Genomic DNA, 24,513 nt, shown 5'->3' on the forward strand with positions numbered 1-24,513 from the left:
GGTTGTTCGCTCAAATGAATAGGAACTTCCGTAAAAAATTAGTGCCCTTAACTCACCTGCTGAACCGATTGTTTCAGTTGTTGTGATAAACCTACATGTACGGTTTCAGTTGTGGATTGATCCTGTTGTTCAGCTGGATAAAACTCATCAAATACCTCCATCGACTCTTGTATAAATTGTGCATTGGCCAATCCTTCTCGTGCCACCTGATCTAAGGCAAGTTGGTTAAAGCCAGCTTGTTGACTTTGTTTATTGATCTCTTGTGCTGTGTGAATCGCAGACTGTAAGTCTGTTCCATCCCGTAAAGTCAGATCGACGTAATACACAGGTTGGCGATAACTTTGTGTGGTACTTTTGCCTCGTAATGTGAGTTGCAGTGGCAAGCATGAAAGAAGACCATTTGAAGCTGCATGGTAGTAACGTAGGCGTGCTGCCAAAGTGCGAATACTGTTAAATCCAGTCGTCCTAAAAATAAAGCTCCCCATCTCATCCGACTCATCTAAATTGGCATATAAACGTCCATAAGGTTTGCAATGCCCACCTTGTGCTAAAGCACACAGATCAGGAGATGGACATGGATGTTGCTCTGTTCCTTGATTTGTTAAACGTTGGCAAGTTTCTCCATTTCCCACACAGACAGGACGCCCTGTCTGACGGTCAAACATTGTGTACGCTGCTCGCAAGTTCAAATCAGGATCATTAAATAGCATTCGCACTGGGATACTGCGAAGTTTTTGATTCGGTGCTTGTACACGAAGTTGTTCATCTAAGGGATGTTTCACCCAGCCCTCTTTATTTTGGATCTGACTGGTAATGGTAAATTGATCATCCTTTTCAGGGAGTCGTTTTCCATTTTTCTCGACTACTCGACCAATACTGATACGCCCTAAAATTGGTGGTGTAATGGCTAGACCTTTAATCATGAATATGTCCTCGTATTAATTTTTTATTCATTTCAGATATGTTTTGACAACATGACTCTTTTGCCTTGCAACCAGATCGTTTCTTTTGGGATGTCACATCCTAAAAGACGAAAAAGTTCTGCATTTCTTTCTTTTTGAGGCATGTTGAAGAAGCAAAGCTGTTCCTCGTCCTTCCTCCGTGATGGAGGAAGGACACAACGGGATGGCTTTGCTGTGTGTTTAAGGTTGGCGAGCTCTTGAGCTGAATCAATCAAGATAGATATTGAAGCGACGACTACCTGTCTTATGCAGTGGGTACTGGGTTAATAATTCAGGCTGTGCTTTGAGGAGTGCTTTACTGTCTAAACGTGTACTGTCTTTGGCACGTTTCCACACCACAGAACCAGCTTGAAACACAGCTCGCTCGGCATCTTTCATCAGCATTTGAATCTGATGTTTACTTTGCTCAAAGATCTCTTGTTGAGCGTCAATCTGTTGCTTACTTTGAAGCAACTGTTCAAATAGTTGATTGGCTTCAGATTGTGCAGATAGATCTTCTACTGAAAGTGGGATATGCACGGGATACAGATGTTGAATGGCTTTGGCAGCAGAGGTACTTGCATCCACAGCAGGTGGAGTATCCCATTCAACACATTCCCAGAAATAACGCTCTGCTTGAATGATCTGTTCAATCACCGCTTCATCACGTGAGACTTTAAAGATTTTGGTTTCATGACCACACAGCAGTACACAGACATGTGCGGCTTGTTTTCCTGTGACAGCCAATTGATGTTGTACCTGACACAATACATATAAGGGAACACCATCTCGCCAGAGTTTAGCCCCGTGTTCTCCTGCGGTTTTACATTCTAGGATTTGTACCTCATCACTGCCCACCACAGCATAATCAAGATTTGCCAACATAAAAGATTTGTCAGAGTCAGGATGCTGTAACACAGCATTGACTCGACGTACCTTATGATGGGTATGCATGCTGTAATACTCAGCCACTAAAGGTTCAAGTTGTTTACCCCAATACAAGGGTGCAACACCTGTACTTTCATCTTCAATGGATTGTATTTGGCGTCCTGTTTTAATCATCCACAGTTCAAGCATCGACATATAGGGATTTAAACCACAAGCAGTGGCTGCATCACTACTGCCGATCCCCTGTTTACGGATATTTAACCAATCTTGATAGGCCATGTTTTTTGTATTGACTAAGCGTTTCGCTGCATTGGCTTTTTTATGCGTAATCAATTCTGAAAGAACAGCACCTGATGAAATGACGGGCTGTGATTGAATAGAGAGATTGTTTTGATTCATGATTCTTTCCTCATCGTTGTATGCAGTGAAACAAACGACATAAAAAAACCTGCCTGACTTTCGTCAGACAGGTTGTGATATGTCATGTGCATTGATGTTAATTTTGAATAATTCAGGCGTTTTAAATCTGAAGTGAAAGGATAGATTTCTGCTTAGGCTATAAGCTGTAAAGCATTGTCTAAGGCACGTTGTTTTAATCCAGCACCTGCCCCAAACCACGCAGAATCCAAACGGTGATCAGTACTCATGGCTCGACGTTCATGATCTACAAATTCCGTCATCGCACATAACAAGCCATAAGCGGTATCTTTAGCTGAAGACAACTCTGCTCCTCGCCCTTGACCATTAAACATGTTCATCGCTTTGGTCATCGCTCTGCCATTCGGTTCTGTTTTATTGGCTTGGTTCTGAACATTTGATGAGGCAACCTGGCGATAGAACTGAATAATGTTCTCTTCAGCATCAAGCATCGTGCTGTTATTAAATACAGAATCGAAATAAGCAGCAGCTTCTTGCTGTGATACTTTACGCTGGCTTAGTTGTTTCATTTCATACATATGTTCATTCCAGCTATTCACTGAAATACCCAATTGTTGTTTAACCTTTTGAGCATCAAACTTCGTGCTATGTGGGACTTTCACCACACCTGCACTGGCATTCGCACCTTTCAGTGCGATCGCTAAGGTGTTATTACACACCACACGAATTGAGGTAAATTGAGCCGTGGTTGCTAAACTACCATCACATGCAGTGGCGAGAAGAATATAACCGTTACTGACATCTTTGCCTTTTAAAGCGGTGGATTGTCCTGTTCGTGCTAAAGCCCACAACTTCTTACCGCCTTTTAATACCCCTGCGGTTTCTAACTCAAAGCCTGATTGCTCAGTCAAATCTCGATAAAATTCGAGGATTTCAATCGGCTGTACTTCTTGATAGCGTTGGCTGACAACCGATAAGGGTGCATGGGTATCAGAACGATACAGCACACGTTGCTCTTCAAAGGGCATGATGATGCTTTGCCCACGTTGGTTCTTGGCCATATAACTGACATCAGAAGATTCAATCCGCCAATCCATTCCTGCTTGTTGTGCCCAGACTTCAATCGGTTGTTTTTGTATAAGCTGATTGCCTAGACCATGCCAAGGGGTATCACCCACATAAGCCATGTGTTCAATATGATGTGCCATGATGATGTTCTCCTTAGCTTGTCGTATGGGTATTAAAGGGTTGATCTGGATTCGGATAATCGAAACTTTGCTGACAATCAGTGCATAGCATCACGGATAGCAAATCAGGCAGTTTCTTTGGGGTGAGGTGTTCTTGAATCGCGATGGCTACCCCACTCACCACAATCCCCACAGCTGTACCAATTAAAGGCGGGATCTTCATCCCTCGTGCAAGCTGAGTACATATTGCTGTAATGGTGGCTGAAGAAAATAAGCTGCTGGATGGATGGGCATTCCCAGTAGACAGTCGATCAATACGAATCAGTTGCTCTGATCCGCAATATGGACAATATTTCATTGTAGTTATTCCGATATAAAACCATAAAAAAAGCCATGCCCCCGAAAGGACATGGCTTAGATAACAGTGGTGACTGAAGTTAAGTTGAATTGAATAAAGTTAAATTAAGCTTAGTTAAAGCTGTAACTGAGTGTACCTTCAGTGGTTTCGATTTCTACACGCACCACATTACTGACATGACACTTCAGTTGTAACTTCAACATCTGCCCCATTTGGAAGTAACGTGGGAAATCCATATGCTGATAAGTACACTGTCCATTATTCACGGTGACATTAGTGACATCTACTTGCTCGGGAACATTGGAACGAATAATCAGTACTGAAGCGGTTTGATAACCTGCCCACCAGTTACTGGTGTCTTCTACTGAAGTTTGCACACTAAAGGTATCTGGATCTAAAGATGAGGATGTTGAACCACATGCGGTTAAAGTACCAATTGATAATAAAATCATAAAAAAGGTGCGAATGAATATTTTCATTGTTGAATCTCTCGCTGAATAAGATGAGTCCCTCGCCTGAATTCATCAGGCTGCTTTCATCTTGGTAATATGTATTTGAAATTGCTTTATTCTGATGTTGTTAACTCATCTTGCAGGAGATCACGTGCTTGATTGAGCTTTTGTGCATGCTCAATCAGTAACACTTGAACTGCTGTTGGCAATTGCTGATACAGATCAGGATGAAAGTCTGCAATTTGTTTACGGTAAGCTTGCTTTAAACTCATACGATTTAATTGCTTTGGGTCAAGCTTGAGTAAGGCAAAGGCTTGGGCAATCGACATTGCCCCATCCTCATGCACTGAATGGTCTTCGCTTTGTGATGAAGATTGTGCCTTGCCATGTAGTTGCACTAAGAAGCTATTCAGGAGCTGTGCAAAAAGCGTAATGCCCTGCCGAGAAGGTTGAACCAAATTCAGTACAATCCCCTGATTTAGAATCAAGTCATGATTCAGTACACCCAAATGAGCCTCTGCTTTTTTTAAGGCATAAAAAGGGAAATAACACATCGAACCAAAGTCAGGACGATAAAATAATCCTGATTCAGTCAGGGTTAAGCCTGCTTTCGCACTGCCAAATAAAGTGTCATCTAAGACTAAAAGTATCTCTGAACGTTCTATGTTCGGTGGTAAATAGTACTGTGCACCTAATAACTTTTTATGTGGAATATCTGGTGCGATATAAATACATTCTTCGGCTTTGAGTTGATGTCCCAAAGCCGTCTCTTGTAAAAAATATTGAATCGCCATTGCAGTCATCATAGATCCTCTTCTGTTCAGGATTGATCTTTAAAAGATCGATCCGAGTAGTTGAAAAGGCCATGTCAGGGCTTTACCAAATAAAAATGCTTTAGAGTACAAATCTGGATAGTTATAGATTAAATAAAACCAATAGATGAAGACCACAACAAAGTAGAAACCAATCATATTTCTCATTTTTTTTAAATCCTAAATACGTGAAGTTATTTTTTTATTTCAATTTATTGAGACATTGCAGCGTGTACGCTGAACCCCGTTCATTAAAGTCCGCAGGTACTTTATGAATATCTTCAATGTCTTTTAAGGTCTGTGTACCGTAATGTGCATCTAACTTAGTGTAGACACATGAACAGAACGCCTTATTCCCCCCTGCATCTTTACAGCCTTGTTTAAACTGCCGTTCGATTTTAGGGGCGCAGGCTGAAAGTAAAACAGCGGAAACAAATATAGAAACAATACGTACAGAAAAACGCGGTAAAGTTTTTACCGACAAAAAAGATGGATGCATCTTCACACCTATAAATCATGATTATTTTTTTATGGTGACTTCAGCAAAAAAGATAAAACTCATGCCATTAGCCAACAAGATTTTAAAAACTTCAGTGAATTAACATCGAAGCCATGATGAAGGTATGGAATCAAAAAAAGAGAAAAAGAATGAGGTGCGCATGGCGGACTCCTTGTGTAATAAGAAGTTCTACCGCATCACTGCTAAATAATGGTGGCAGAACGAAAAGGGGTTAGCAGACTGATACACAAGAATCAGCACACCCGAAGGTGTCCCCCTCCCGTTCTACCGCAGAGGGAGCACGAGGGTACTCACCAAAAAAATACATTTTTGGTGTGCTTGTGTAAAACGGCCTGCTAAAACCGACTGACAATGTGGTCAGCACCGCAAAGGATAATGAGCCAACTACGACTCGTCAAGTGCAAGCGTTTTAATATAAGAGCGATTCAATATAAATTTTTAATTATTGAGATTATCTAAATTAAATCGTGGAACATTGTTTAGATATTAAGCGTGGAACCATTCAAAACAAAGAAAAAGCCCACTCAATGGGAAGTGGGCTTTTTAAACATAGATAACATGATGAAAAATAACAACTAACTCACATCATTTCGTATAACGTGTATTATGTTAATTTTAGGAAAACTAATTAAAAGCTTCTAAATAGTCTATTAATTCAGTTTTCCCTTGTTTCTGTGCTCTTTCAAAAGCTGTTTCCTTGTATTTATTTTTATGTCTCATATCTATCCCATATTCAGCTAAGAACTGCAATCCGTATAAATTATTATAATCTACGAAAACATGTGGCATTTGGAAAACTGGATCTTTACCTAATGGGTCACAACCTAAATTTATCAGTAATTTATAAATTTCAGCGTTCTGATTAAGTCCCGCAATAGCTAAGCCTTTTTGTGTCACTGTCTTAATAAAATACTCTTTAAAATGATCGAAAAAATAAAAAACCATTTCATCTGAATATCTAAATGCCAATTCAAGTGGTGTGTAGGCAAATGATTTTTTCTTTGGATCTGCACCAAGCTTTAAGAGCTTTTTAGCTAAATCAGTATTATTTTCCTGAATGCTCAAACCTAAAGGTGTTCCTATTCCTTTAAGATTTCTATTTAATTCACCTTTACTTATTTTTTTTGAAAGTAACAAATCTATTTCATCTACTAAATTAAGATAACAGGCATATACAAGCGTTTTCTTGATTTTTTCTTGTGAAAGGCTTTCTTCTAATTGAGCTTTTCGTTCAGTATCAAATGGAATTACTCCATAAGTTTGATATAGGACTAATTCCATTGCATCATCCCAAAATAATTCAGGATTGTAGTTAGTGTGGTGGATTATTTTTTTATCAATAGAATAATAACTGTAGATGCCATTATCTAATTCATCATTATCCATAAGATCATGTATTTCTTGAAATATATCTTCAGCATTCCCTAGATTTCTGAATCCTATTCCATCTGTTTCATAAATAGTTGCATACCTTAAATGAGTGGTTTTATTCATCACAAAGAAAAAATCTTGAGTGAGCTTTAAGCTGTCTAATTTTCTTAAAATTGTCTCGATTGTTGGATTCATAAGTTGAGTCAAATATCATAAATTTTCATTTAGTATAAAAGAAAATTTCTCGAATATTGATACCATTTAACATAATGGCGCTTATACGAAACGCGCTTTATAAAACCCTTGTTTTTCATATAGTTAAAAATTTTTGACCGACTTAAAAAACAGCAAAAAACCGACCTGGAAACAAGTCGGCTTTTTTATGAACAGTTTTGATATATTCCGCCAATAAAATTGATCATTTTTTAATCAAACTAAAACTTTTCTCAATGTTCCCGGACTTGCCAGGGCAAAAAATATCCCCAATTTCTGCGGATAAAACCGGGATAATTTTTAGCCAACTTTGTAAGCATTTGCTCACATTAATTCCAGTATATGGCTACTAGTTCCAATACTTGAAAGTTCATATGATTAATACATCAGGAACAGGATGTTCCAGAACGTAAAAAGGAATTTTATGTTCTAACGCAAGGAATGTGAGGTACAACAGGATGTCGTACCAAGAACGGAATACGAAAAACCCCGACAGGATGTTGGGGTTTTTTATTGTTTAAAATTCAGTTCGCATAATTCGTATTATGTTAATTTTAGGAAATCTAAATACTCTTCTGATTCACACGTTTTGAAAGCTCTCCCGCACTTTCTACACGTTCAGAGTAACGATCAGTTAGATATGCTGATTGCCCCCTGGTTAAAAGTGTAAATTTATAAAGCTCTTCCATTACATCTACAATCCTACGGTAATAAGAAGAAGGTTTCATACGACCATCTTCCTCAAACTCAAGAAATGCTTTAGGAACTGAGGACTGATTTGGTATCGTAATCATACGCATCCAACGGCCTAAAATACGTAACTGATTTACTGCATTAAATGACTGAGAGCCGCCACATACTTGCATTACAGCTAAGGTTTTACCTTGCGTGGCACGTATTGCTCCTGCTGCTAATGGAATCCAATCAATTTGAGCTTTCAATATCGAACTCATTGAGCCATGACGCTCGGGAGAGCACCAAACCATGCCCTCTGACCACGCTAAGAGTTCATGTAGTTCTTTAACCTTTGAATGTTGCATATCACCATCTTCAGGGAGAGGTAGTCCTTTTGGATGGAAGATTTTCACCTCCGCACCAAAATATTCAAGGATTCGACCAGCTTCCTGAACAGCTAAACGGCTATAGGATCTATCACGATTTGAGCCATACAGAAGCAGTATTCTTGGAGGATGGTCAAGGTTCTTTGCCTGAATTTTTTCTAAAGTCGGTTTTTCTAAAAGACTAAGATCAATATTTGGTAAGTTCATTAGATTCATACCTCTTTAAACACTTTTTTTCTAAGCCATAGTGAAACTGTCACTAAGGCAACCAATACAGGTACTTCAACCAATGGGCCAATCACGGTGGTGAAGGCTACAGGAGAAGCTAATCCAAAAGTGGCAATCGCTACGGCCAGTGCTAATTCAAAATTGTTGCCTGCCGCAGTAAAGGAAATAGCAGTCGTTTTAGGGTAATCGTTGCCCATCCACTTACTCATAAAGAAGCTAATGAAGAACATTGCAACAAAATAGATCGTCAAAGGAATAGCGATTCTAAGCACGTCTAGAGGAAGGCTAATCACTTCACCACCTTTAAGACTGAACATGGCTATAATCGTGAATAAAAGTGCAATGAGGCTGATTGGGCTAATTTTTGGGATAAATTTAGTTTGATACCAATCCAAACCTTTCTGTTTGACTAAAATCAGCCGGGTTAAAAAACCAAGTAAGAATGGAATACCTAGATAAACTAGAACAGCATGGGTAATAGTCCAAAAGCTTACATCAATGATTTGTGCTTCTGCCCCAAAGAATGGCGGTAAGAAAGTCAAAAACAACCAAGCATAAGTACTAAAGAACAAGATCTGGAAGATACTATTAAATGCAACTAAGGCAGCAACATATTGATTATCGCCACATGCCAGACCATTCCAGACGAGGACCATCGCAATACATCGGGCTAAGCCTATGAGAATTAGACCAGTCATGTATTCAGGATAGGCATGTAAAAAAATAATTGCCAAAGCAAACATTAAGCAAGGTGCGATGATCCAGTTTTGAACAAGAGATAATGTAAGGGTACGCTTATCCTCAAAGACTTTAGGCAAGGTTGCATAGTCAACTTTGGCAAGTGGTGGATACATCATCAAAATAAGCCCTATTGCGATAGGGATATTCACTGTATTAATGCTTAATTTATATAATACAACAGATGTTTGAGGGAAAAACACCCCTATACATACGCCTAATGCCATGGCAATGAAAATCCATAGAGTTAGGTTTCGATCTAAGAATGAGAGCTTTGATGCGGACATTGAATTACTCGCATTGCATAGAGATAGATAAATTGCTCGCAGGTGTATTCAGTACTTCATCATTCAAAACATTGAGAACTGCATTTACCCATTCTGGTAAATCAGGATTTAATCGGTAATACACCCATTGTCCCTTGCGCTCATCTAGCAAAATTGAAAGGTTACGAAGTAAAGCCAAGTGACGAGAAATTTTAGGTTGGCTCAGTTGTAATATCTCTGTAATTTCACAAACACATACATTTTGTCTTTCTAAAATAATTTTTAAAATATCTAGACGTGTCGGGTCAGATAGGCATTTAAAGAAATCTGCTTGATCCATAATCTATACTCCAATATACGCTATTGCGAATATACGAATATCCATATATAAATGCAATATTATTAAATCCTGAGTAAGTCCAATGTCATCAAAAGTTAAGATCTATCATAATCCAGCGTGTGGAACATCAAGAAATACACTGGCGCTAATTAGAAATACCGGAGAAGAACCCGAAATTATTGAATATCTTCTCAACCCTCCAGGTAAAAGTGAACTCATTAATTTAATTGAGAAATCAGGTCTCTCTGTACGTGAAGCTATTCGCAAAAACGTGGAACCTTTTGAAACGCTCAAGTTGGATCAGCAGCACTGGACAGATGAGCAACTTATTCAGTTTATGCTGGAGTATCCAATTTTAATTAACCGTCCATTTGTCGTGACTGAACTGGGGGTAAAACTATGTAGACCATCTGAACTCGTTTTAGATATTTTGTCTGCACCTCAATTAGGAGCTCTTAGCAAAGAGGACGGTGAAATGATCATTGATAAAAGTGGACAACGAATTAAGTAAAAATAACCTATTTAATCTATTGAGCATTATACAAGATTTAAAAAAAATTATTAAAAATGGGAGCTTATAACTCCCGTTTTCGATTTCAAATAGTGTGTATCATACTAATTATAGAAAACTATAAATTTATCTTTCGAATAATTGACCTATTTCTAATCTGGTATAACCCCGTTCTTTAAAGATCAAAACAATAGCTTGTCTATAGTCTTCAGAAGTAGAAGTTTTATATTTATTGATTAATTGCAGCTCAGAATTAAGCTGAAGGTCATTTTTTATCGTCAATACTTCCGTAGAGACTTTATTAAAACTCTTGAAATTAAACATACAGGTGCTCTTTATCAACATTGTAGCGGCCCGACTACAACAAACACCTGCCTTAGCTTAGCTAGACACCCTTGGTGGCAAGGATTACAAATTAGAAAAGGATCTGCAAGCTTTTCTCAAAGCAAAGAGTGAATTTTCCACCAATTCACTATCCACTTAACATAATGGCTGTTATACGAAATAAAAAAGCCTAGACACTGGCCTAGGCTTTAAACTTTTAAAAATACATAAAAATCAGTGCCATAAATTCATTTTTAGAACTTCGTATAACGTGTATTATGTTAATTTTGGGTTTCCTTAATATATTAAGACGACATAATCTTTATTTTTCAACCATAAATTTCTAAAATTTATTTCTTAAACTAACACTTAGTTTCAAATAGTTTTCTTAAATCATTACTTGATGGTGCCATATATAGGCCTAAACCAAACTCTGGCAAAATTGCAATGAGGTGATCAAAAATATCTGATTGAATACTCTCATACTCTTTCCATACTGTGGTATTAGTGAACGTATATATTTCGAGTGGTAAGCCTTCACTAGTTAGTTCTAACTGGCGAACAATTAAAGTTTGAGTTTTGCTAATACCTGGATGTTGTTTTAGATAAAATTCAACATAAGCACGAAAAGTGCCTAAATTTGTTAATCGTCTATGGTTAGATTTTGATTGATTTATTAATTGATTATTAAATTTTTCAAGCTCTTCTTCTTTCAAGTCTAGATACTGATCTAGTAAAAGAAATTCTTTAAGTTTTTTTTGCTCTTCTTTAGTCATGAAGCGCACTGTAGTTTGATCGATCAATAAACAGCGCTTAATTCGTCGTGCTCCTGTATTTTGCATACCACGCCAGTTTTTAAATGTATCTGTAATCAACTTATTCGTTGGAATAGTGGTTAGTGTTTTATCCCAATTCTGAACAGTAACAGTATGTAATGAAATATCAATTACATCTCCATCAGCATTCAAAGATGGCATCTCAATCCAGTCTCCTATTCGAACCATGTTATAAGATGCAATTTGAACAGAAGCAACTAAAGATAAAATTGTATTCTGAAAAACTAACATTAATACTGCGGCCATTGCACCAAAGCCAGCAAGTAATGTAAAAACATCTTTTTGTAAAAATGTTCCGATAACCATCAATCCACATACAACAAAAACAAGAAGTTTTATTAATTGAAGATAACCTTTAATTGGCTTATTTCGTGAATGTGGATTTTTTTCATAAATGATATTAAAAATATTTAAAAATTCGGCAATAGCTAATGCAATCGTTAAAAAAATGAAAGCTTGAGCACCTACTTGAATAAAGCTTTCTGCTCGATCTGATAGATGCGGAACTGTCACAATTCCGTTCATAATAATTAGAGCAGGAACAATATTAGAAATACGCCTAATTACACTATATTGTGCAACAATATCACTCCTACCTGCTGAAATTTTGTAGATAACTTTACGTATTCCTTTAACAATAAATTGTTTTGCAACAAAAGTTGCTATAACGGCAACAACAATAAGAATACTTAATGATGTAAGCATTTCTAACCAAGGATATTGATCAGACCATTCTTGAATGTTTTTAATAAAAATTAAATCTTGCAAAACATACTCTCTCTACTATTTAGATGTGATTTTTACATTTATAACTTAAAACTTACTAAGAACCTATCTAGAATATTTTCTATTCAATATTGAGGTTAAAAAGACTAAATTAACAAATTGAAAGCTCCTATTTAAGTTCTATCGCACTAAGAATATTTAGAGCTGTTTTTAATATTAATATACAAATACTTATGAATAATAATTTATTTAACATAATGGGTATTATACGAAATTCCAAAAAATTATTGATTAAGTACTACTATGTAGTACAGTAAAATTACTACATAGTAGTAGATATTATGGAAGCTTGATGTATACAATATGTGAGACGTCTTTGTTCAGTAAGTTTTATTCAGACTATTGGACAGAAAAAGAGTACAACGAGTTTAAAGTTTTTCTTGCTTCCAATCCTGAGGTTGGAGATGTAGAACCTAACTCAGGTGGAATACGTAAAGTTCGTTGGGGATCTGGTAAAACAGGAAAAAGCGGTGGAGTCCGAGTGACCTATTACAACCGTTTAGCTAACGGACAAATATGGTTACTCACCATTTATGGAAAATCTGCTGTTGATCAACTCGATAAAAAAGTACTACGTGCTTTAGTGGAGAAGCTGAATGAATCACTTAAATAATATTGAAAGCCGTGATGCGGAACGAGATATTGGCGCTGAGTTACTTATGGCTGTCGGTGAAATGCTTGCCAATACTCCCGTAAAAACTTATACGATTACTCAAACAGATGTCGCTTTAGCTCGTCAAAAATCAGAGTTAAGCCAACGTCAATTTGCCGATACTTTGGGTGTATCTGTACGTACTTTAGAAAGCTGGGAACAAGGTGTACGTAAGCCATCTAAAGCAGCACAATCCTTAATTAAGCTGTTTATCAAAGACCCTTCTTTTGTCAGAGAGGCTCTTCGATAATTTCAAAAAACACAGTAAAAATGGGAGCTTAAGGCTCCCATTTTTATGTTATTCCCGAATAAAAATGTCCAATGCTGACACCTCCCATACCAAAATTGTCACTTGAGTTTGGTTCAATTAGAAGCGTGTAATTTTTCAATTATTTGTGTAACAAAGCCATTCATTAAATATATTTATGACTAAAAGTAAATTTTTACCATTGTTTTAAATCAATAAAAATGAGATTTTTAACTTAGGCTAATAAATTTCAATGCCTATTTTCAAATAAATTTAAAAGGGAAATATTTTCCAATGGCTAGATTAAACTTAGAAAATTTAAATGATATAGATGGTTTTATTGTTGGAGCACTAGTTGATAGTGAAAGTGGTTTAACATTAGCTTCTACTGGATTCGGCCTAGATTTAGAACTTGCAGCTGCTGGAAATACAGAAGTAATTCGTGCTAAACGTAAGGTAGGAAAGTCTTTAGGTCTAAATGACAAAATTGATGATATTTTGATTACTTTGGGTAAGCAATATCACTTAATACGACCGCTTGAAACAAATGATATGCTGTTCTTATATATTGTATTGGATCGTCAGAAAGCTAATTTAGCGATGGCTCGACATGAATTAAAGACTTTTGAAAAAGAATTAGATTTTTCTTAAACTTTAGAACCTATAGTTCGGAAGTTAAAAAATGGGAGCTCATATCCCATTTTTCTGATTTAACATAAAATCTCTTATACGAAATGTATATGTAACTCCAAAATAGAAATGTCCGCTTTAGAATATGCAGTTTTGCAATTTCCTCAGCGGACGGTTTGATAGGCTGGTATCCATGTCGGAAAAGCTTAGAGACTAAATAGGCTTTTTAATCCCTCTACGCTTCTTAATTTCAAATCGCCCCGTACCAAAGGTACGCATTCGAGGCAAGCGAACACGAAGATGCTGTAACTCCTTTTCAGGATTCACTAGATATCGAGCAATATTTAAGGCATTCCATACTTCTTGTGCATTGTTACGATGAATCATCCCAATCCCTAAAGTACCCTGCTCTTCAAATTGCTGCTTATATTTAGGATCATTACAAACAAAGCAGTACCCCTTTCCTTCTGTTAATTCAGTCCAATACTCGGCAATCTGTGATCCAAGCCAAAAATCCTTTTGATGTTTATTTCCATCATAGATCAGCAAAGTATGGCAATGCAGGCCTTTGTCTACCCCTTCCTCAATCGCCCATGCATAGCCCTGTAGATCAGAAAAACATCCATCTTGATTGGAGTAGCGATTATTCATAACTTTTAAATAGACCTGAAATTGCTCAATATCAATTTCAGCCTGATATTTTTTTTGAATCGAAAAATCCACACGTATAACGAGCAATCGTGCATAGTGCTTAAGAAGCTGTTCAACGTAATGGTGTAGAGTAATTTGATTTTGTTTTTCACAATTTCGGTAATATGCATCTTCTGCTTGAATACGCTTCTGCTGTGAAGAAATATAATCATATAATTCTTGATGTACTTCTCTCTGCGTAAACACTCGACCTGATGTCAAAATAGAATTAAACGCCTCATTCGCAATTAAAGTCGAAGCATTGTAGCTATAGTCAGGATTTAGTTTGAGTGGCCATCGTTTTGAGATAGTAGAAATTTGCTGAATAAAATCTTCTACTGAAATCTGATTTTTAACAACAGTACGAATTAACATATCCAATGATCGAATCATTTGATGATTAACTTCCATGATTATCTCGTGTTTGGTTTATTTCATACCAAACACACATGATGTAATTTTTTAATTCTTTATGTATTTCAGTATTCGTCTATTGGTTAATACAGATATAGATACAATTACTAGAATTCAATATCTTCACTTATATTAATAATACCTTCACTTCTATTAATAATGATCATAGTATCACTCAGTATTAGATCAGAATGAATACTGGATAATAATAGATTAAATATAAATAATATTAATAACCTGCTAATACCCCATCGAATAAATAAAGCTAATCCTATAAATCCCCAAATGCAACTATCTTAAAATTTCTTTTACAGCAGGAAAAAGTTAAAAAATCACTCAAGCTAAAGTTAATTCATCAGGCGTAATTCCAATGAGCAAATCCAACTACAACTAAGACCTCTCTTTTGCCTACAGCCCCTAAAAATCATCGTCCAATCAGATCTATCTTCCAACTCAAAGATCTGTACATGAGACCCATTTTAGATCATGAATACAATTTTTATTTATTTTTTGTATACAACAAAAATATACAGCAATGAAAGTAGACATTGTAATACTCTATTAACCCTAAACCCTTGTTTATCAATAACAGTAAGTAGAATGAATCTACGGAAAGTACTACGCAAACACCACGGCAATAAAACCAAAACATCTTGAAACGATAAGAAAAACAGTTAAATAAAAACTACATAAAAATAGCGTAGTAAACGTAAAAATAACCCACTTATTTTTACTTAATCTTTACTGTAGAATTTTATAGCGATGTTATACCAAAACGAAAAAACCGAAATTATCAATCAACTTTTGAACTCTTTTAAAAATAGGGAAACTGATTTAGTAAATTACATAATTTATTCGATTAACAATAGTTGCTGTAACGACAAGATATATACGATGAGAATGGCATTAAAAACCGCACCCGATCTAAAAAAGATCGATACACTCTCAGAAATATGGCTTAAAGATTTAGATTATCCAACATTACAAAATATCAAAAATTATGATGAGCATAATTTCAATATATTTATTAACATTAATGAAATTAGAAATATAATAAAGGATAAAAGACTCTTAAATTTATTAAAGAGATATGCACAATATAGTGATTATTTTTTTAGCTATGAATTTAATTTTGCCTTAGATGAACTTTACTTAAATGACTTTTTTAATATTCAAAAAATCATATTATCAAAAGCAAGCAAAGAGCTTGTTTTAACTGATATTGATTATAGATATTCAAAACTAATCAACCACAACAAAAATTTAAAAAAATATATAGCGAATGAAGATTTCTTAATATGGGCATATCAATACTTAAGCAAGAAGAATACGTATGCTCTTAATCCAGCAACAACAAATAATGAATATTTAGAAAGCATAAATCTATATTTTGATTTAACTTATTTCCACAACAATCTGTTCTATGAAACAGAAATCGACACAATCAAAAAAGCATGGAGACAGAAAAAATTCAGAGATCAAGGAAAGGGAAAAAAAGCATATCATCTACCCCTAACTAAAAAAGCCAAGAAGGAATTAATGCTCTTAGCTAACATTAATAACCTGAATGAAAATGCAATGCTGGAGCAACTTATTCATAAAGCCCATACAGATCAATTCTGCGATGAGAATGGCAAACCTGTTTATTAAGCCATCCATTTCTTAACTTTATCACTATACCAATCCATGATCTTTACTCGCTCATCCCAATACTGTGCTCGGTTATATGCAGAACGAATACGATTCTGGGGTACATGAGCGAGTTGTCGTTCAATAGCATCAGGATTAAAGAGATTAGACTCATTCAATACTGTACTAAATAAGGATCTAAAACCATGTGTTGTCATTCGACCTGCATAACCAGAACGCTTAATCACAGCTAATATTGATTCACTACGCATGGATTCTTTGTTATTTAAACGATGTGGAAACAACAAATTTTGGTTGTGTGTTAGACGCAGTGCTTGAAGTTCATCAATCATCATGTCCGTTAAGGGTACTCGATGGGGTAAACCGTTCTTCATGCGCTCAGCAGGAATATCCCATGTACGCATATCTAAATCAAACTCATCCCAACATGCTTGCAGCAACTCACTTACTCGAACACCTGTCAACATAATCAAAATTATTGCATGGTGGGTTTGAGCATCTGCTGGATAAGCTTTAATACGCTTCAAAAATTCTGGTATTTCTGTTTCAGGTAATGAAGCCAAGTTCTTCACTTTTTTATTCTTAAGCGCATAAACTAAATCACTTGCAGGATTATCATATCTATATCCATGTGCAATTGCATACTTCATCACCATACCGCAACGTGACAAGGTACGTTTAGCCACCTCTAATGAGCCTCTAGCTTCGATCTTTTTAATGATCTGTAATATCTCTGGTGCTTGGATTTGATTGATTCGTTTGTTTGCGAGAACAATATAAAGCTCATCTAAAGATGCTCGTACATTACTAATGTGCTTAGATGACCAAGTCTCTCTTTGGTTCTCAAACCAGTCCTCTGCAACCTCTTTAAAGAATGGCTTGATGTCTTCGTATAAGACTGACTTGGAATGTTTGTATTTCAATTCAAGTGCAAGCTCCCTTGCTTTCTTCAAACTTAGTTCTGGATATGGACCGAGTGACTCAGACTTACGCTGACCATGAACGGTATAACGTACATTCCAATATTTTTGTCCAACTGTTGTGACCAAGAGTGATAAACCATTTTCATCTGAAAGACGATAACGCTTTTCTTGAGGTTGTGCTTTTCTACATTCCGTATCAGTCAATTTCATCTGTATTTACCCTTTATTTAGACTAAAAATTATTGGGTAAATTTTCCCAATAATTACCCACAAAAGGCAAAAATTGGGTCACACAGCTTAGGATAGTATCGGACAATACAGCCAATGAAAAAGCCCTTAAACATTGAGTTTAAAGGCTTTTTTACATTCAGTCGAACATCTCTGAATTGAATTTTGGTGGAGATGGCGGGAGTTGAACCCGCGTCCGCCAGCATTACGCTCGAGAATACTACATGCTTAGATATCGTCAATTAGTTTAACCCGTTGCGACCCGACGAACAGGGTGCTAAGGCGATCCTCTAAATTTAGTACAAAGCCCCGAGGCGTGACTTTAATACGGACTTGTGTGCGTGCGCTTCAGTCGGACTCTCTAACCACAAGTATTCGGAGAGGCGGACAAGCTGCCCTTAGGCAGCTAGAGCGTATGATTCGTCGTTTGCGACTAAAAAATGCAAATTTGATTTACGAGAGAAAATGCGCTCTCGGCATGCATCTATGAGTTTCATCACCAGCGTCGAAGCCAGAAACATCCCCAAAGTACCCAATCATCATAGCATAAAACTCCAAAATCAATGCTTGTTTTTTACACACTTACACAACTAGATGCGTTTATTTACAAAATTGCGCTAATATTTAAAGCTTCAAATCTTATAAATGCATTTCTATGAGCTACTTACTTGCACTCGATCAAGGAACGACATCCAGTCGTGCAATTATTTTTAATGAACACGGCATTGTTCAGGCGACAGCTCAACGTGAAACACACATACAAACACCACAATCAGGTTGGGTGGAACAAGATGCTAAAGAAATTTGGTCATCACAAATTTCCGTTGTTCAACAAGCTCTCGCAGATGCAAGAATTTTAGCCAAAGATATTAAAGCCATTGGTTTAACCAACCAACGAGAAACCACTGTCATTTGGGACAAACGCACAGGTAAACCTCTTGCCCCTGCTATCATTTGGCAAGATCGTAGAGCGACAGATTGGTGTAATGATCTTATTCAACAAGATTTAAATCAGCTAGTACAAACAAAAACAGGCTTAAGAATAGACCCATATTTTAGTGCAGGAAAATTAGTTTGGCTTTTAAAAAATATCGATGGTTTAAAAAATTTAGCGGCTCAAGGACATGTTGCATTTGGCACAATTGATAGCTGGCTCATTTGGAATTTAACCCAAGGTGCAGAACATGTGATTGAAGCAAGTAATGCTTCTAGAACTATGCTTATGAATTTAAAAAGCCAGTCTTGGGATGAAGAATTACTCGAATTATTTGATATTCCGAAATCAGTTTTACCTAAAATTATTCATTCAGACCATTATGTTGCAGACACAGCCGAAGGCTTATTAGGTGCAACTATTCCTATTACAGGTATTTTGGGAGATCAGCAATCTGCCCTATTTGGTCAATCTTGTTTTGAAATAGGAACAGCAAAAAATACTTATGGCACAGGTTGTTTCATGTTATTTAACACAGGACATGACATTCAATATAGCCAAAATAAATTACTTTCTACACTCGCTTGGCAAGCTCAGGGGCAAACAACCTATGCACTAGAAGGTAGTGTATTTATGGCGGGTGCAATTGTTCAGTGGCTCAGAGATAGCTTAGGTATTATTCAAAAAAGTTGTGATATCGAAAAGCTTGCATCTACTGTTGAACATACAGACGGCGTTGTTCTTGTACCTGCCTTTACGGGCTTAGGTGCTCCACATTGGGATAGCGATGCTCGTGCCCTTTTATGTGGTATGTCACGTGGAACAACCAAAGCTCATATTGCTCGTGCAGCTTTAGAAGCAATTGCCTTTCAAGTTTCAGATGTATTAAGTGCAATGCAGTCTGACATTGCTCAACCCCTTAAAGAGCTTCGGGTAGATGGTGGCGCAAGCCAAAATGATATGCTCATGCAATTCCAAGCAGATATTTTAAACGTACCTGTTTTGCGTCCTAAAATGTTGGAATCTACCGCTTGGGGAGCTGCAGCCATGGCAGGTTTAAAAGCAGGTGTATTCACAGATTTGTCAGATATTTCTGCCTCTTGGAAACTTGACCGATGTTTTGAACCAAACATGAAACAAGATCAACGTGAAAATCATTTAGAACATTGGAAAACTGCACTCAAACGTGCCAAATCTGATATCTGAATGTAAAGTAAATAGAAGATAGATCTCTGTCCTTTTACTGGAATAGAAATGACAGAGATCTAAATCATTCAATTAATGTGCATGACCACCGCCAGATACACCTATTTTAGGTTTTGGACACAGCCAAATTATTAAGCCTGCAAAAATAAAGACCATTGCTAAAACAAGAAACACATGGTTAGCAGACAAAGTGCTGGCTTCTTTATCTACAAGACTAGATATATATCCTAAAGCACCTTGCGCACTAAAACCTGTTTGCATCAAAGTATTTTGCGCCTCTTCCACATGTAAATTTCCAACCAATTCACTTCGGGAAAGCTTCGCGTGATCATCCCAAATGGTGACTGCAAGAGAAGCACCTATTGCACCCGCCATAGTCCGTAGAAAGTTCATCAAACCTGCAGCGGAAGCCATTTCATGTGGCAAAACTGAAGCAAGTGCCATATTTGATAATGGAATGAAGAAAAATGGGACAGCAAAACCTTGAATAATTTGTGGTAAAGCCAATGCCATGAAATCTGCATCTGTTGTCCAAAATGCACGCATTAACGTCACAAAACCTAGCAACATTAAGCCAAAACACGCCAACGCACGCTGGTCGTATTTGGTTGCAAGTTTAGCGGCAATGGGCGACATCAATAAACTACCAAAGCCCATGGTTGCTGTTAAATATCCCGCCCATGTTGCGGTATAACCTAAATTGATTTGTAACCACTGCGGAATAAGCACAATACTGCCAAAGAATGCCCCAAAACCAAAGGCAAGTGCCAATACGGAAATGGTAAAACCCCTATATTGAAAAATCTTAATATTTACAATAGGGTTGCGTTCGGTTAGTTCCCAAATCGTAAATACAATTAATCCAACAAAAGCGGTAATTGCCATAATGCTAATGGCTGGATGATTAAACCAATCATATTCGTGCCCCAAATCGAGCATGAGCTGTAAAGCACCAATCCACAAAACAAGAAGGAATAATCCACCTGTATCAATCTTCAGCTTATCTGTTGGTGTTTCGGCAGATTTTAATAAGCGCATTGCTGCAAAAGCACAAAATATGCCGACTGGAATATTAATAAAGAAAATCCAGTGCCAAGAGACGTTATCGCTTATTGTACCGCCTAAAATAGGTCCAAGAATTGGTCCAACCACTGTAGTCATTGCCCACATTCCCATTGCCTGAGATTGCTTTTCAGGTGGAAATATTCGCATGAGTAACATTTGGCTAAGAGGCATAATAGGACCACCAAAGATCCCCTGCCCAATTCGGCAGAACACCAACATTTCTAAGCTTGTAGATAAACCACATAAAATAGAAAAAATAGTGAAGCCCAATAAACCAACACTAAATGTACGAACTGCGCCAAATCGTCCTGCTAACCATCCTGTTAATGGAACACAAATCGCCTCAGCAACAGCATAAGAGGTAATAATCCATGTACCTTGCGAGGCAGATACCGCAAGACTTCCTGTAATATGTGGCACAGACACATTGGCAATGGTCATGTCTAAAACGACCATAAAGTTTGCCAATGCCAATACAAACGCAGCGAGTATTAAGCGACCACCTTTAAGGTCACTCAGTGCAGTATCGTATTTCATAAGTGATTACTTCGACTTCAAATCGACTTTAGCTTCCATCGACAAGCCAACACGAAGTGGATGTTCTGCCAACTCTTTCGGGTCTAACTGAATGCGTACAGGTAAGCGTTGAACGACTTTAATCCAATTACCTGTGGCATTTTGTGCAGGAATCAATGCAAATGCAGCGCCTGTACCACCAGAGAAACCAACAACCGTGCCTGTATATTCAACAGCATCGCCATATAAATCTGAAATTAAAGTGACCTTTTGACCTGGTCGTACTTTTTCTAATTGGCTTTCTTTAAAGTTTGCATCTACATATAACTGATTTTCAGGAACAATCATCATTAAAGATGTGCCCGGTGAAACACGCTGTCCAACTTGAATATTTCGGCGTGTCACTACACCATCAAGAGGTGCTTTAATTTGCGTGCGTTCTAAATCAAGTAAAGCTTGTTTTAGTCTTGCTTGCGCAACCAATACATCTGGTGTGCTTTGCTCATTCGCACCACGAATTAATGCTTCATTTGCTTCCAAGTTACTTTGTGCTGCTTTTTGGCTAGATTTTGCTTGAGCTAAACTTGCTTGAGCAACATCAAATGCAGCTTTTGCTGTATTCACAGCTGCTTTCGATGTACTAAGCTCTTCTTTAGAAATCGCACCCGAAGAACTTAATTGCACACGGCGATTATAATCGTCTTGCGCTTTACTCAAGTCTGCTTTTGCTTTAGCAACTTGAGCAACTGCACTTTGAATTACATCACCACTCACAAAAATTTGTGAACTTAAAGAACTGCTATTTGCTTGAGTTTGCTTATATTGACGCTGTGCTTTAATTAATTCTGCTTTAGCTTGAGCCACTGCAATTTCAGCATCTCGTGGATCTATTTGAACAAGTAAATCACCTTTTTTGACTTGCTTCGTGTCACTTGTAAATACCTCAGAAACTTGTCCAGTGACCATAGATGTAATAGATGCTGTTTCAGCACCCACATAAGCATTATCTGTAGATACCGTGTTGTTAAAAACAAACTTCCAAATTAAAAATAAAACCAAAGCAATCACCAAGAAAATGGCTACTAAACTCAGCGTTTTTTTACGTTTGGCTTTTAATTGTTGATCTGTTACCTGATCCGAAAATGGTGTTTCTGGCAGCGTATCTTGAACATCTGTCATCGATTTTTTCCTAAATTCGATAAACTTGGTCATCAGGCATCCCCTTGTAAAACAAGGAATGGACTTTTTATGTCCTCGCTGAGGTGTCGATGAGAAAGTCTTGCTTTTTTTAATTGTCGTATTTTATAGATAAAAAATCACATTTTGAGAATAAAAATATAACTCATCAGTATTTTTTCATGATTTCACTATAGTTTTCAAAGTTATATCAAATGTATAAAAATCATTATAAAGGCCTCTTTCACAAAAAAGAGGCTTTTAATCTTCAATTAAATCATTTTTTTGGGACTTATCAAGGTTAATACGCATACGATGCTATTGCAGTTGCTATTGCTTTATTTTCATCATTTATTAACGTCATACGCATGGTACAACCTTTGCGTCCCAAACGTAATGTTTCCGCACGTGCAGTAAAATATTGTCCACGACCTGGTGCTAAGTAATCAACACGCATATCTACCGTAGCTAAACGAGAAACCTTTTTGCCTGTTTCAGCAAATTCATCTATAGATGCTTTTTTATAGAGCTCCCCCATTGCGGTAATTCCACCAATACTATCCAAAATAGTCGCAGCAACTCCACCATGTAAAATTTGGAAAGCAAGATTGCCTATTAAATCTTTTTGCATTTCTACATGTGCTTCAATTTCACCATCTACAACACGCATGGTCATGCCACAAAACTTATAGAAGGGAGAGCCATTAAATGCCTGACATAATTGTTCTAACAGAACGTCTATTTCAACATTCGAACCTGCTTCAATATTCCCTGTCCAACTTTTTTCCATTTCTTTCATCGTTAACTCGAATTACCAAAATTAAATAAAAAAATAAGATGTATCGCGCACAACCCAAGATAAGCGACTACAATAGACGAAGTTTAATACTGATCAATGAGATTGTTATGACTTATACGTTCAATCGTCCTGCTTTTCCTGCTACGCGTATGCGCCGTATTCGTAAAAATGACCAATTACGCTCCATGGTAAGAGAAACCCATTTGACGGCTGATCATCTCATTTATCCTGTATTTGTTTTGCCAGGTCAAAACCAAACTCAAGATATTCCAAGTATGCCAAATGTTCAGCGTTTATCTGCTGATTTACTTCTTAAAAAATCTGAAAAACTATTAGAGCTTGGTGTATCTAAACTTGCTTTATTTCCAGTTACTCCACAAGAAGACAAAAGTTTAACGGCTGAAGCTGCTTGGCGTGATGATGGCTTAGTTCAAAACACCGTTCGTTTGTTGAAAAAAGAATTACCTGAGATGGTACTCATTACTGATGGTGCACTAGATCCATACACGACTCATGGTCAAGATGGCATTATTGATGACACAGGCTATGTACTAAATGATGAAACTGTCGAATGCTTAATTAAGCAAGCACTCAGCCACGCAGAAGCTGGGGCAGACGTTATTGCTCCTAGTGACATGATGGATGGTCGTATTGGTGCAATTCGTCAAGCATTAGAAGCAAACGGACATATCTATACCAACATCATGGCATATTCTGCAAAATATGCGTCTAGCTTCTATGGTCCTTTCCGTGATGCTGTTGGCTCTGCAAGTAATCTAAAAGGTGGTAATAAATATAACTACCAAATGGATATTGGCAACCGTGCAGAAGCGTTACATGAAATTGCGCTTGATATTCAAGAAGGTGCAGACATGGTGATTGTAAAACCAGGTATGCCTTATTTAGATATCGTTCGTGAAGTAAAAGATACTTTTGGCGTACCAACTTTCGTTTATCAAGTCAGTGGTGAATACGCTATGCTTGCAGGTGCAATTCAAAATGGCTGGTTATCGGACAATGTGATTATTGAATCACTCATGTCTTGCCGCCGTGCTGGTGCAGATGGTATTTGGACTTATTTTGCCGAAGAAGCTGCAATCAAACTTAAAGAAATGAACTAAATTATTTCCTTAAAAGCCCTCCCTCTATGTGAGGGCTTTTTTATCTCTCCCA

At 37.1% G+C, this 24,513-nt stretch carries 25 protein-coding genes and 1 other RNA gene; 7 read left to right on the top strand and 19 right to left on the bottom strand.

The genetic code is table 11. The annotated features are described in order from the left end of the window. Positions 1–47 precede the first annotated feature (47 nt). From AC5YC8_RS05820 to AC5YC8_RS05870, 11 genes are all read right to left on the bottom strand, one after another. Positions 48–923, bottom strand: a complete 876-nt coding sequence (locus AC5YC8_RS05820; protein WP_496163862.1) for a recombination directionality factor — start codon at positions 921–923, stop codon at positions 48–50. A gap of 246 nt (positions 924–1,169) precedes the next feature. After that, the gene (locus AC5YC8_RS05825; protein ID WP_496163917.1) at positions 1,170–2,189 is read right to left on the bottom strand and encodes a YqaJ viral recombinase family nuclease; all 1,020 of its coding nucleotides are present in this window, start codon (positions 2,187–2,189) and stop codon (positions 1,170–1,172) included. A gap of 191 nt (positions 2,190–2,380) precedes the next feature. Beyond that, on the bottom strand, positions 2,381–3,415 hold the full coding sequence (locus AC5YC8_RS05830) for a DUF932 domain-containing protein (protein WP_496163863.1): 1,035 nt from the start codon (positions 3,413–3,415) through the stop codon (positions 2,381–2,383). A 13-nt stretch (positions 3,416–3,428) separates the two neighbouring features. Then, a complete protein-coding gene (locus tag AC5YC8_RS05835) occupies positions 3,429–3,617 on the bottom strand; it encodes a hypothetical protein (protein WP_496163864.1) in 189 nt (62 codons plus the stop codon). A 245-nt stretch (positions 3,618–3,862) separates the two neighbouring features. Next, entirely contained in the window at positions 3,863–4,204 is a 342-nt protein-coding gene (locus tag AC5YC8_RS05840; RefSeq protein ID WP_496163865.1) for a hypothetical protein, read from the bottom strand. Positions 4,205–4,317: 113 nt separating this feature from the next. Continuing rightward, positions 4,318–5,010 carry a J domain-containing protein gene (locus AC5YC8_RS05845; protein WP_496163866.1) on the bottom strand — a complete coding sequence of 231 codons (693 nt, stop codon included), beginning with the start codon at positions 5,008–5,010 and terminating at the stop codon, positions 4,318–4,320. Positions 5,011–5,218: 208 nt separating this feature from the next. Next, positions 5,219–5,515, bottom strand: coding sequence for a hypothetical protein (locus AC5YC8_RS05850; protein ID WP_496163867.1), 297 nt, complete (start codon positions 5,513–5,515; stop codon positions 5,219–5,221). A 645-nt stretch (positions 5,516–6,160) separates the two neighbouring features. Continuing rightward, positions 6,161–7,102, bottom strand: coding sequence for an ankyrin repeat domain-containing protein (locus AC5YC8_RS05855; protein WP_496163868.1), 942 nt, complete (start codon positions 7,100–7,102; stop codon positions 6,161–6,163). A 581-nt stretch (positions 7,103–7,683) separates the two neighbouring features. Next, complete coding sequence (gene arsH, locus AC5YC8_RS05860) at positions 7,684–8,388, bottom strand: arsenical resistance protein ArsH (RefSeq protein WP_496163869.1); 705 nt, start codon at positions 8,386–8,388, stop codon at positions 7,684–7,686. A gap of 5 nt (positions 8,389–8,393) precedes the next feature. After that, the gene (gene arsB, locus AC5YC8_RS05865; RefSeq protein WP_496163870.1) at positions 8,394–9,434 is read right to left on the bottom strand and encodes an ACR3 family arsenite efflux transporter; all 1,041 of its coding nucleotides are present in this window, start codon (positions 9,432–9,434) and stop codon (positions 8,394–8,396) included. A gap of 4 nt (positions 9,435–9,438) precedes the next feature. Beyond that, the gene (locus AC5YC8_RS05870) at positions 9,439–9,753 is read right to left on the bottom strand and encodes an ArsR/SmtB family transcription factor (RefSeq protein ID WP_496163871.1); all 315 of its coding nucleotides are present in this window, start codon (positions 9,751–9,753) and stop codon (positions 9,439–9,441) included. A gap of 82 nt (positions 9,754–9,835) precedes the next feature. Between AC5YC8_RS05870 and arsC the strand changes: the two genes are divergently transcribed. Beyond that, entirely contained in the window at positions 9,836–10,264 is a 429-nt protein-coding gene (gene arsC / locus AC5YC8_RS05875) for an arsenate reductase (glutaredoxin) (RefSeq protein ID WP_496163872.1), read from the top strand. 126 nt (positions 10,265–10,390) lie between these two features. Here arsC and AC5YC8_RS05880 read toward each other — a convergent pair whose 3' ends face one another. Both AC5YC8_RS05880 and AC5YC8_RS05885 read right to left on the bottom strand, forming a co-directional pair. Next, positions 10,391–10,588, bottom strand: a complete 198-nt coding sequence (locus tag AC5YC8_RS05880) for a hypothetical protein (protein ID WP_496163873.1) — start codon at positions 10,586–10,588, stop codon at positions 10,391–10,393. Between the two features lie 362 nt (positions 10,589–10,950). Then, positions 10,951–12,192 (bottom strand): mechanosensitive ion channel family protein, encoded by a 1,242-nt coding sequence (locus tag AC5YC8_RS05885; protein ID WP_496163874.1) that lies wholly within the window; start codon positions 12,190–12,192, stop codon positions 10,951–10,953. Positions 12,193–12,502: 310 nt separating this feature from the next. Between AC5YC8_RS05885 and AC5YC8_RS05890 the strand changes: the two genes are divergently transcribed. The 3 genes from AC5YC8_RS05890 (at position 12,503) to AC5YC8_RS05900 (ending at position 13,760) form a co-directional block, all read left to right on the top strand. Then, positions 12,503–12,823, top strand: coding sequence for a transcriptional regulator (locus AC5YC8_RS05890; RefSeq protein ID WP_496163875.1), 321 nt, complete (start codon positions 12,503–12,505; stop codon positions 12,821–12,823). After that, positions 12,807–13,112 carry a helix-turn-helix domain-containing protein gene (locus AC5YC8_RS05895; protein ID WP_496163876.1) on the top strand — a complete coding sequence of 102 codons (306 nt, stop codon included), beginning with the start codon at positions 12,807–12,809 and terminating at the stop codon, positions 13,110–13,112. Before AC5YC8_RS05890 ends, AC5YC8_RS05895 begins: the two co-directional genes overlap by 17 nt. Positions 13,113–13,403: 291 nt before the next feature. Beyond that, positions 13,404–13,760, top strand: a complete 357-nt coding sequence (locus AC5YC8_RS05900) for a roadblock/LC7 domain-containing protein (RefSeq protein WP_496163877.1) — start codon at positions 13,404–13,406, stop codon at positions 13,758–13,760. Positions 13,761–13,952: 192 nt separating this feature from the next. Here AC5YC8_RS05900 and AC5YC8_RS05905 read toward each other — a convergent pair whose 3' ends face one another. After that, entirely contained in the window at positions 13,953–14,804 is an 852-nt protein-coding gene (locus AC5YC8_RS05905) for a YagK/YfjJ domain-containing protein (protein WP_496163878.1), read from the bottom strand. Between the two features lie 939 nt (positions 14,805–15,743). Between AC5YC8_RS05905 and AC5YC8_RS05910 the strand changes: the two genes are divergently transcribed. Then, positions 15,744–16,493, top strand: a complete 750-nt coding sequence (locus AC5YC8_RS05910) for a hypothetical protein (protein ID WP_496163879.1) — start codon at positions 15,744–15,746, stop codon at positions 16,491–16,493. On the opposite strand, the gene AC5YC8_RS05915 is transcribed toward AC5YC8_RS05910, so the two are convergent. Next, positions 16,490–17,626, bottom strand: coding sequence for a tyrosine-type recombinase/integrase (locus AC5YC8_RS05915; RefSeq protein WP_496163880.1), 1,137 nt, complete (start codon positions 17,624–17,626; stop codon positions 16,490–16,492). The genes AC5YC8_RS05910 and AC5YC8_RS05915 overlap by 4 nt on opposite strands. A gap of 184 nt (positions 17,627–17,810) precedes the next feature. Next, positions 17,811–18,169: a transfer-messenger RNA gene (gene ssrA, locus AC5YC8_RS05920) on the bottom strand. A 130-nt stretch (positions 18,170–18,299) separates the two neighbouring features. On the opposite strand from ssrA, the gene glpK reads away from it, so the two are divergent. After that, the gene (gene glpK / locus AC5YC8_RS05925; protein ID WP_496163881.1) at positions 18,300–19,784 is read left to right on the top strand and encodes a glycerol kinase GlpK; all 1,485 of its coding nucleotides are present in this window, start codon (positions 18,300–18,302) and stop codon (positions 19,782–19,784) included. A gap of 72 nt (positions 19,785–19,856) precedes the next feature. On the opposite strand, the gene AC5YC8_RS05930 is transcribed toward glpK, so the two are convergent. The 3 genes from AC5YC8_RS05930 to AC5YC8_RS05940 all read right to left on the bottom strand — a co-directional run bounded on the left by AC5YC8_RS05930 (position 19,857) and on the right by AC5YC8_RS05940 (position 23,340). After that, positions 19,857–21,386: a DHA2 family efflux MFS transporter permease subunit gene (locus tag AC5YC8_RS05930; protein ID WP_496163882.1), complete on the bottom strand. Its 1,530-nt coding sequence runs from the start codon at positions 21,384–21,386 to the stop codon at positions 19,857–19,859. Positions 21,387–21,392: 6 nt separating this feature from the next. Further along, a complete protein-coding gene (locus AC5YC8_RS05935; protein ID WP_496163918.1) occupies positions 21,393–22,544 on the bottom strand; it encodes an HlyD family secretion protein in 1,152 nt (383 codons plus the stop codon). A gap of 298 nt (positions 22,545–22,842) precedes the next feature. After that, positions 22,843–23,340, bottom strand: a complete 498-nt coding sequence (locus AC5YC8_RS05940) for a thioesterase family protein (RefSeq protein WP_496163883.1) — start codon at positions 23,338–23,340, stop codon at positions 22,843–22,845. Between the two features lie 107 nt (positions 23,341–23,447). Between AC5YC8_RS05940 and hemB the strand changes: the two genes are divergently transcribed. Then, positions 23,448–24,461, top strand: a complete 1,014-nt coding sequence (gene hemB, locus AC5YC8_RS05945) for a porphobilinogen synthase (RefSeq protein ID WP_496119528.1) — start codon at positions 23,448–23,450, stop codon at positions 24,459–24,461. Positions 24,462–24,513 lie beyond the last annotated feature (52 nt).

This window comes from Acinetobacter sp. FY731, assembly GCF_059515905.1.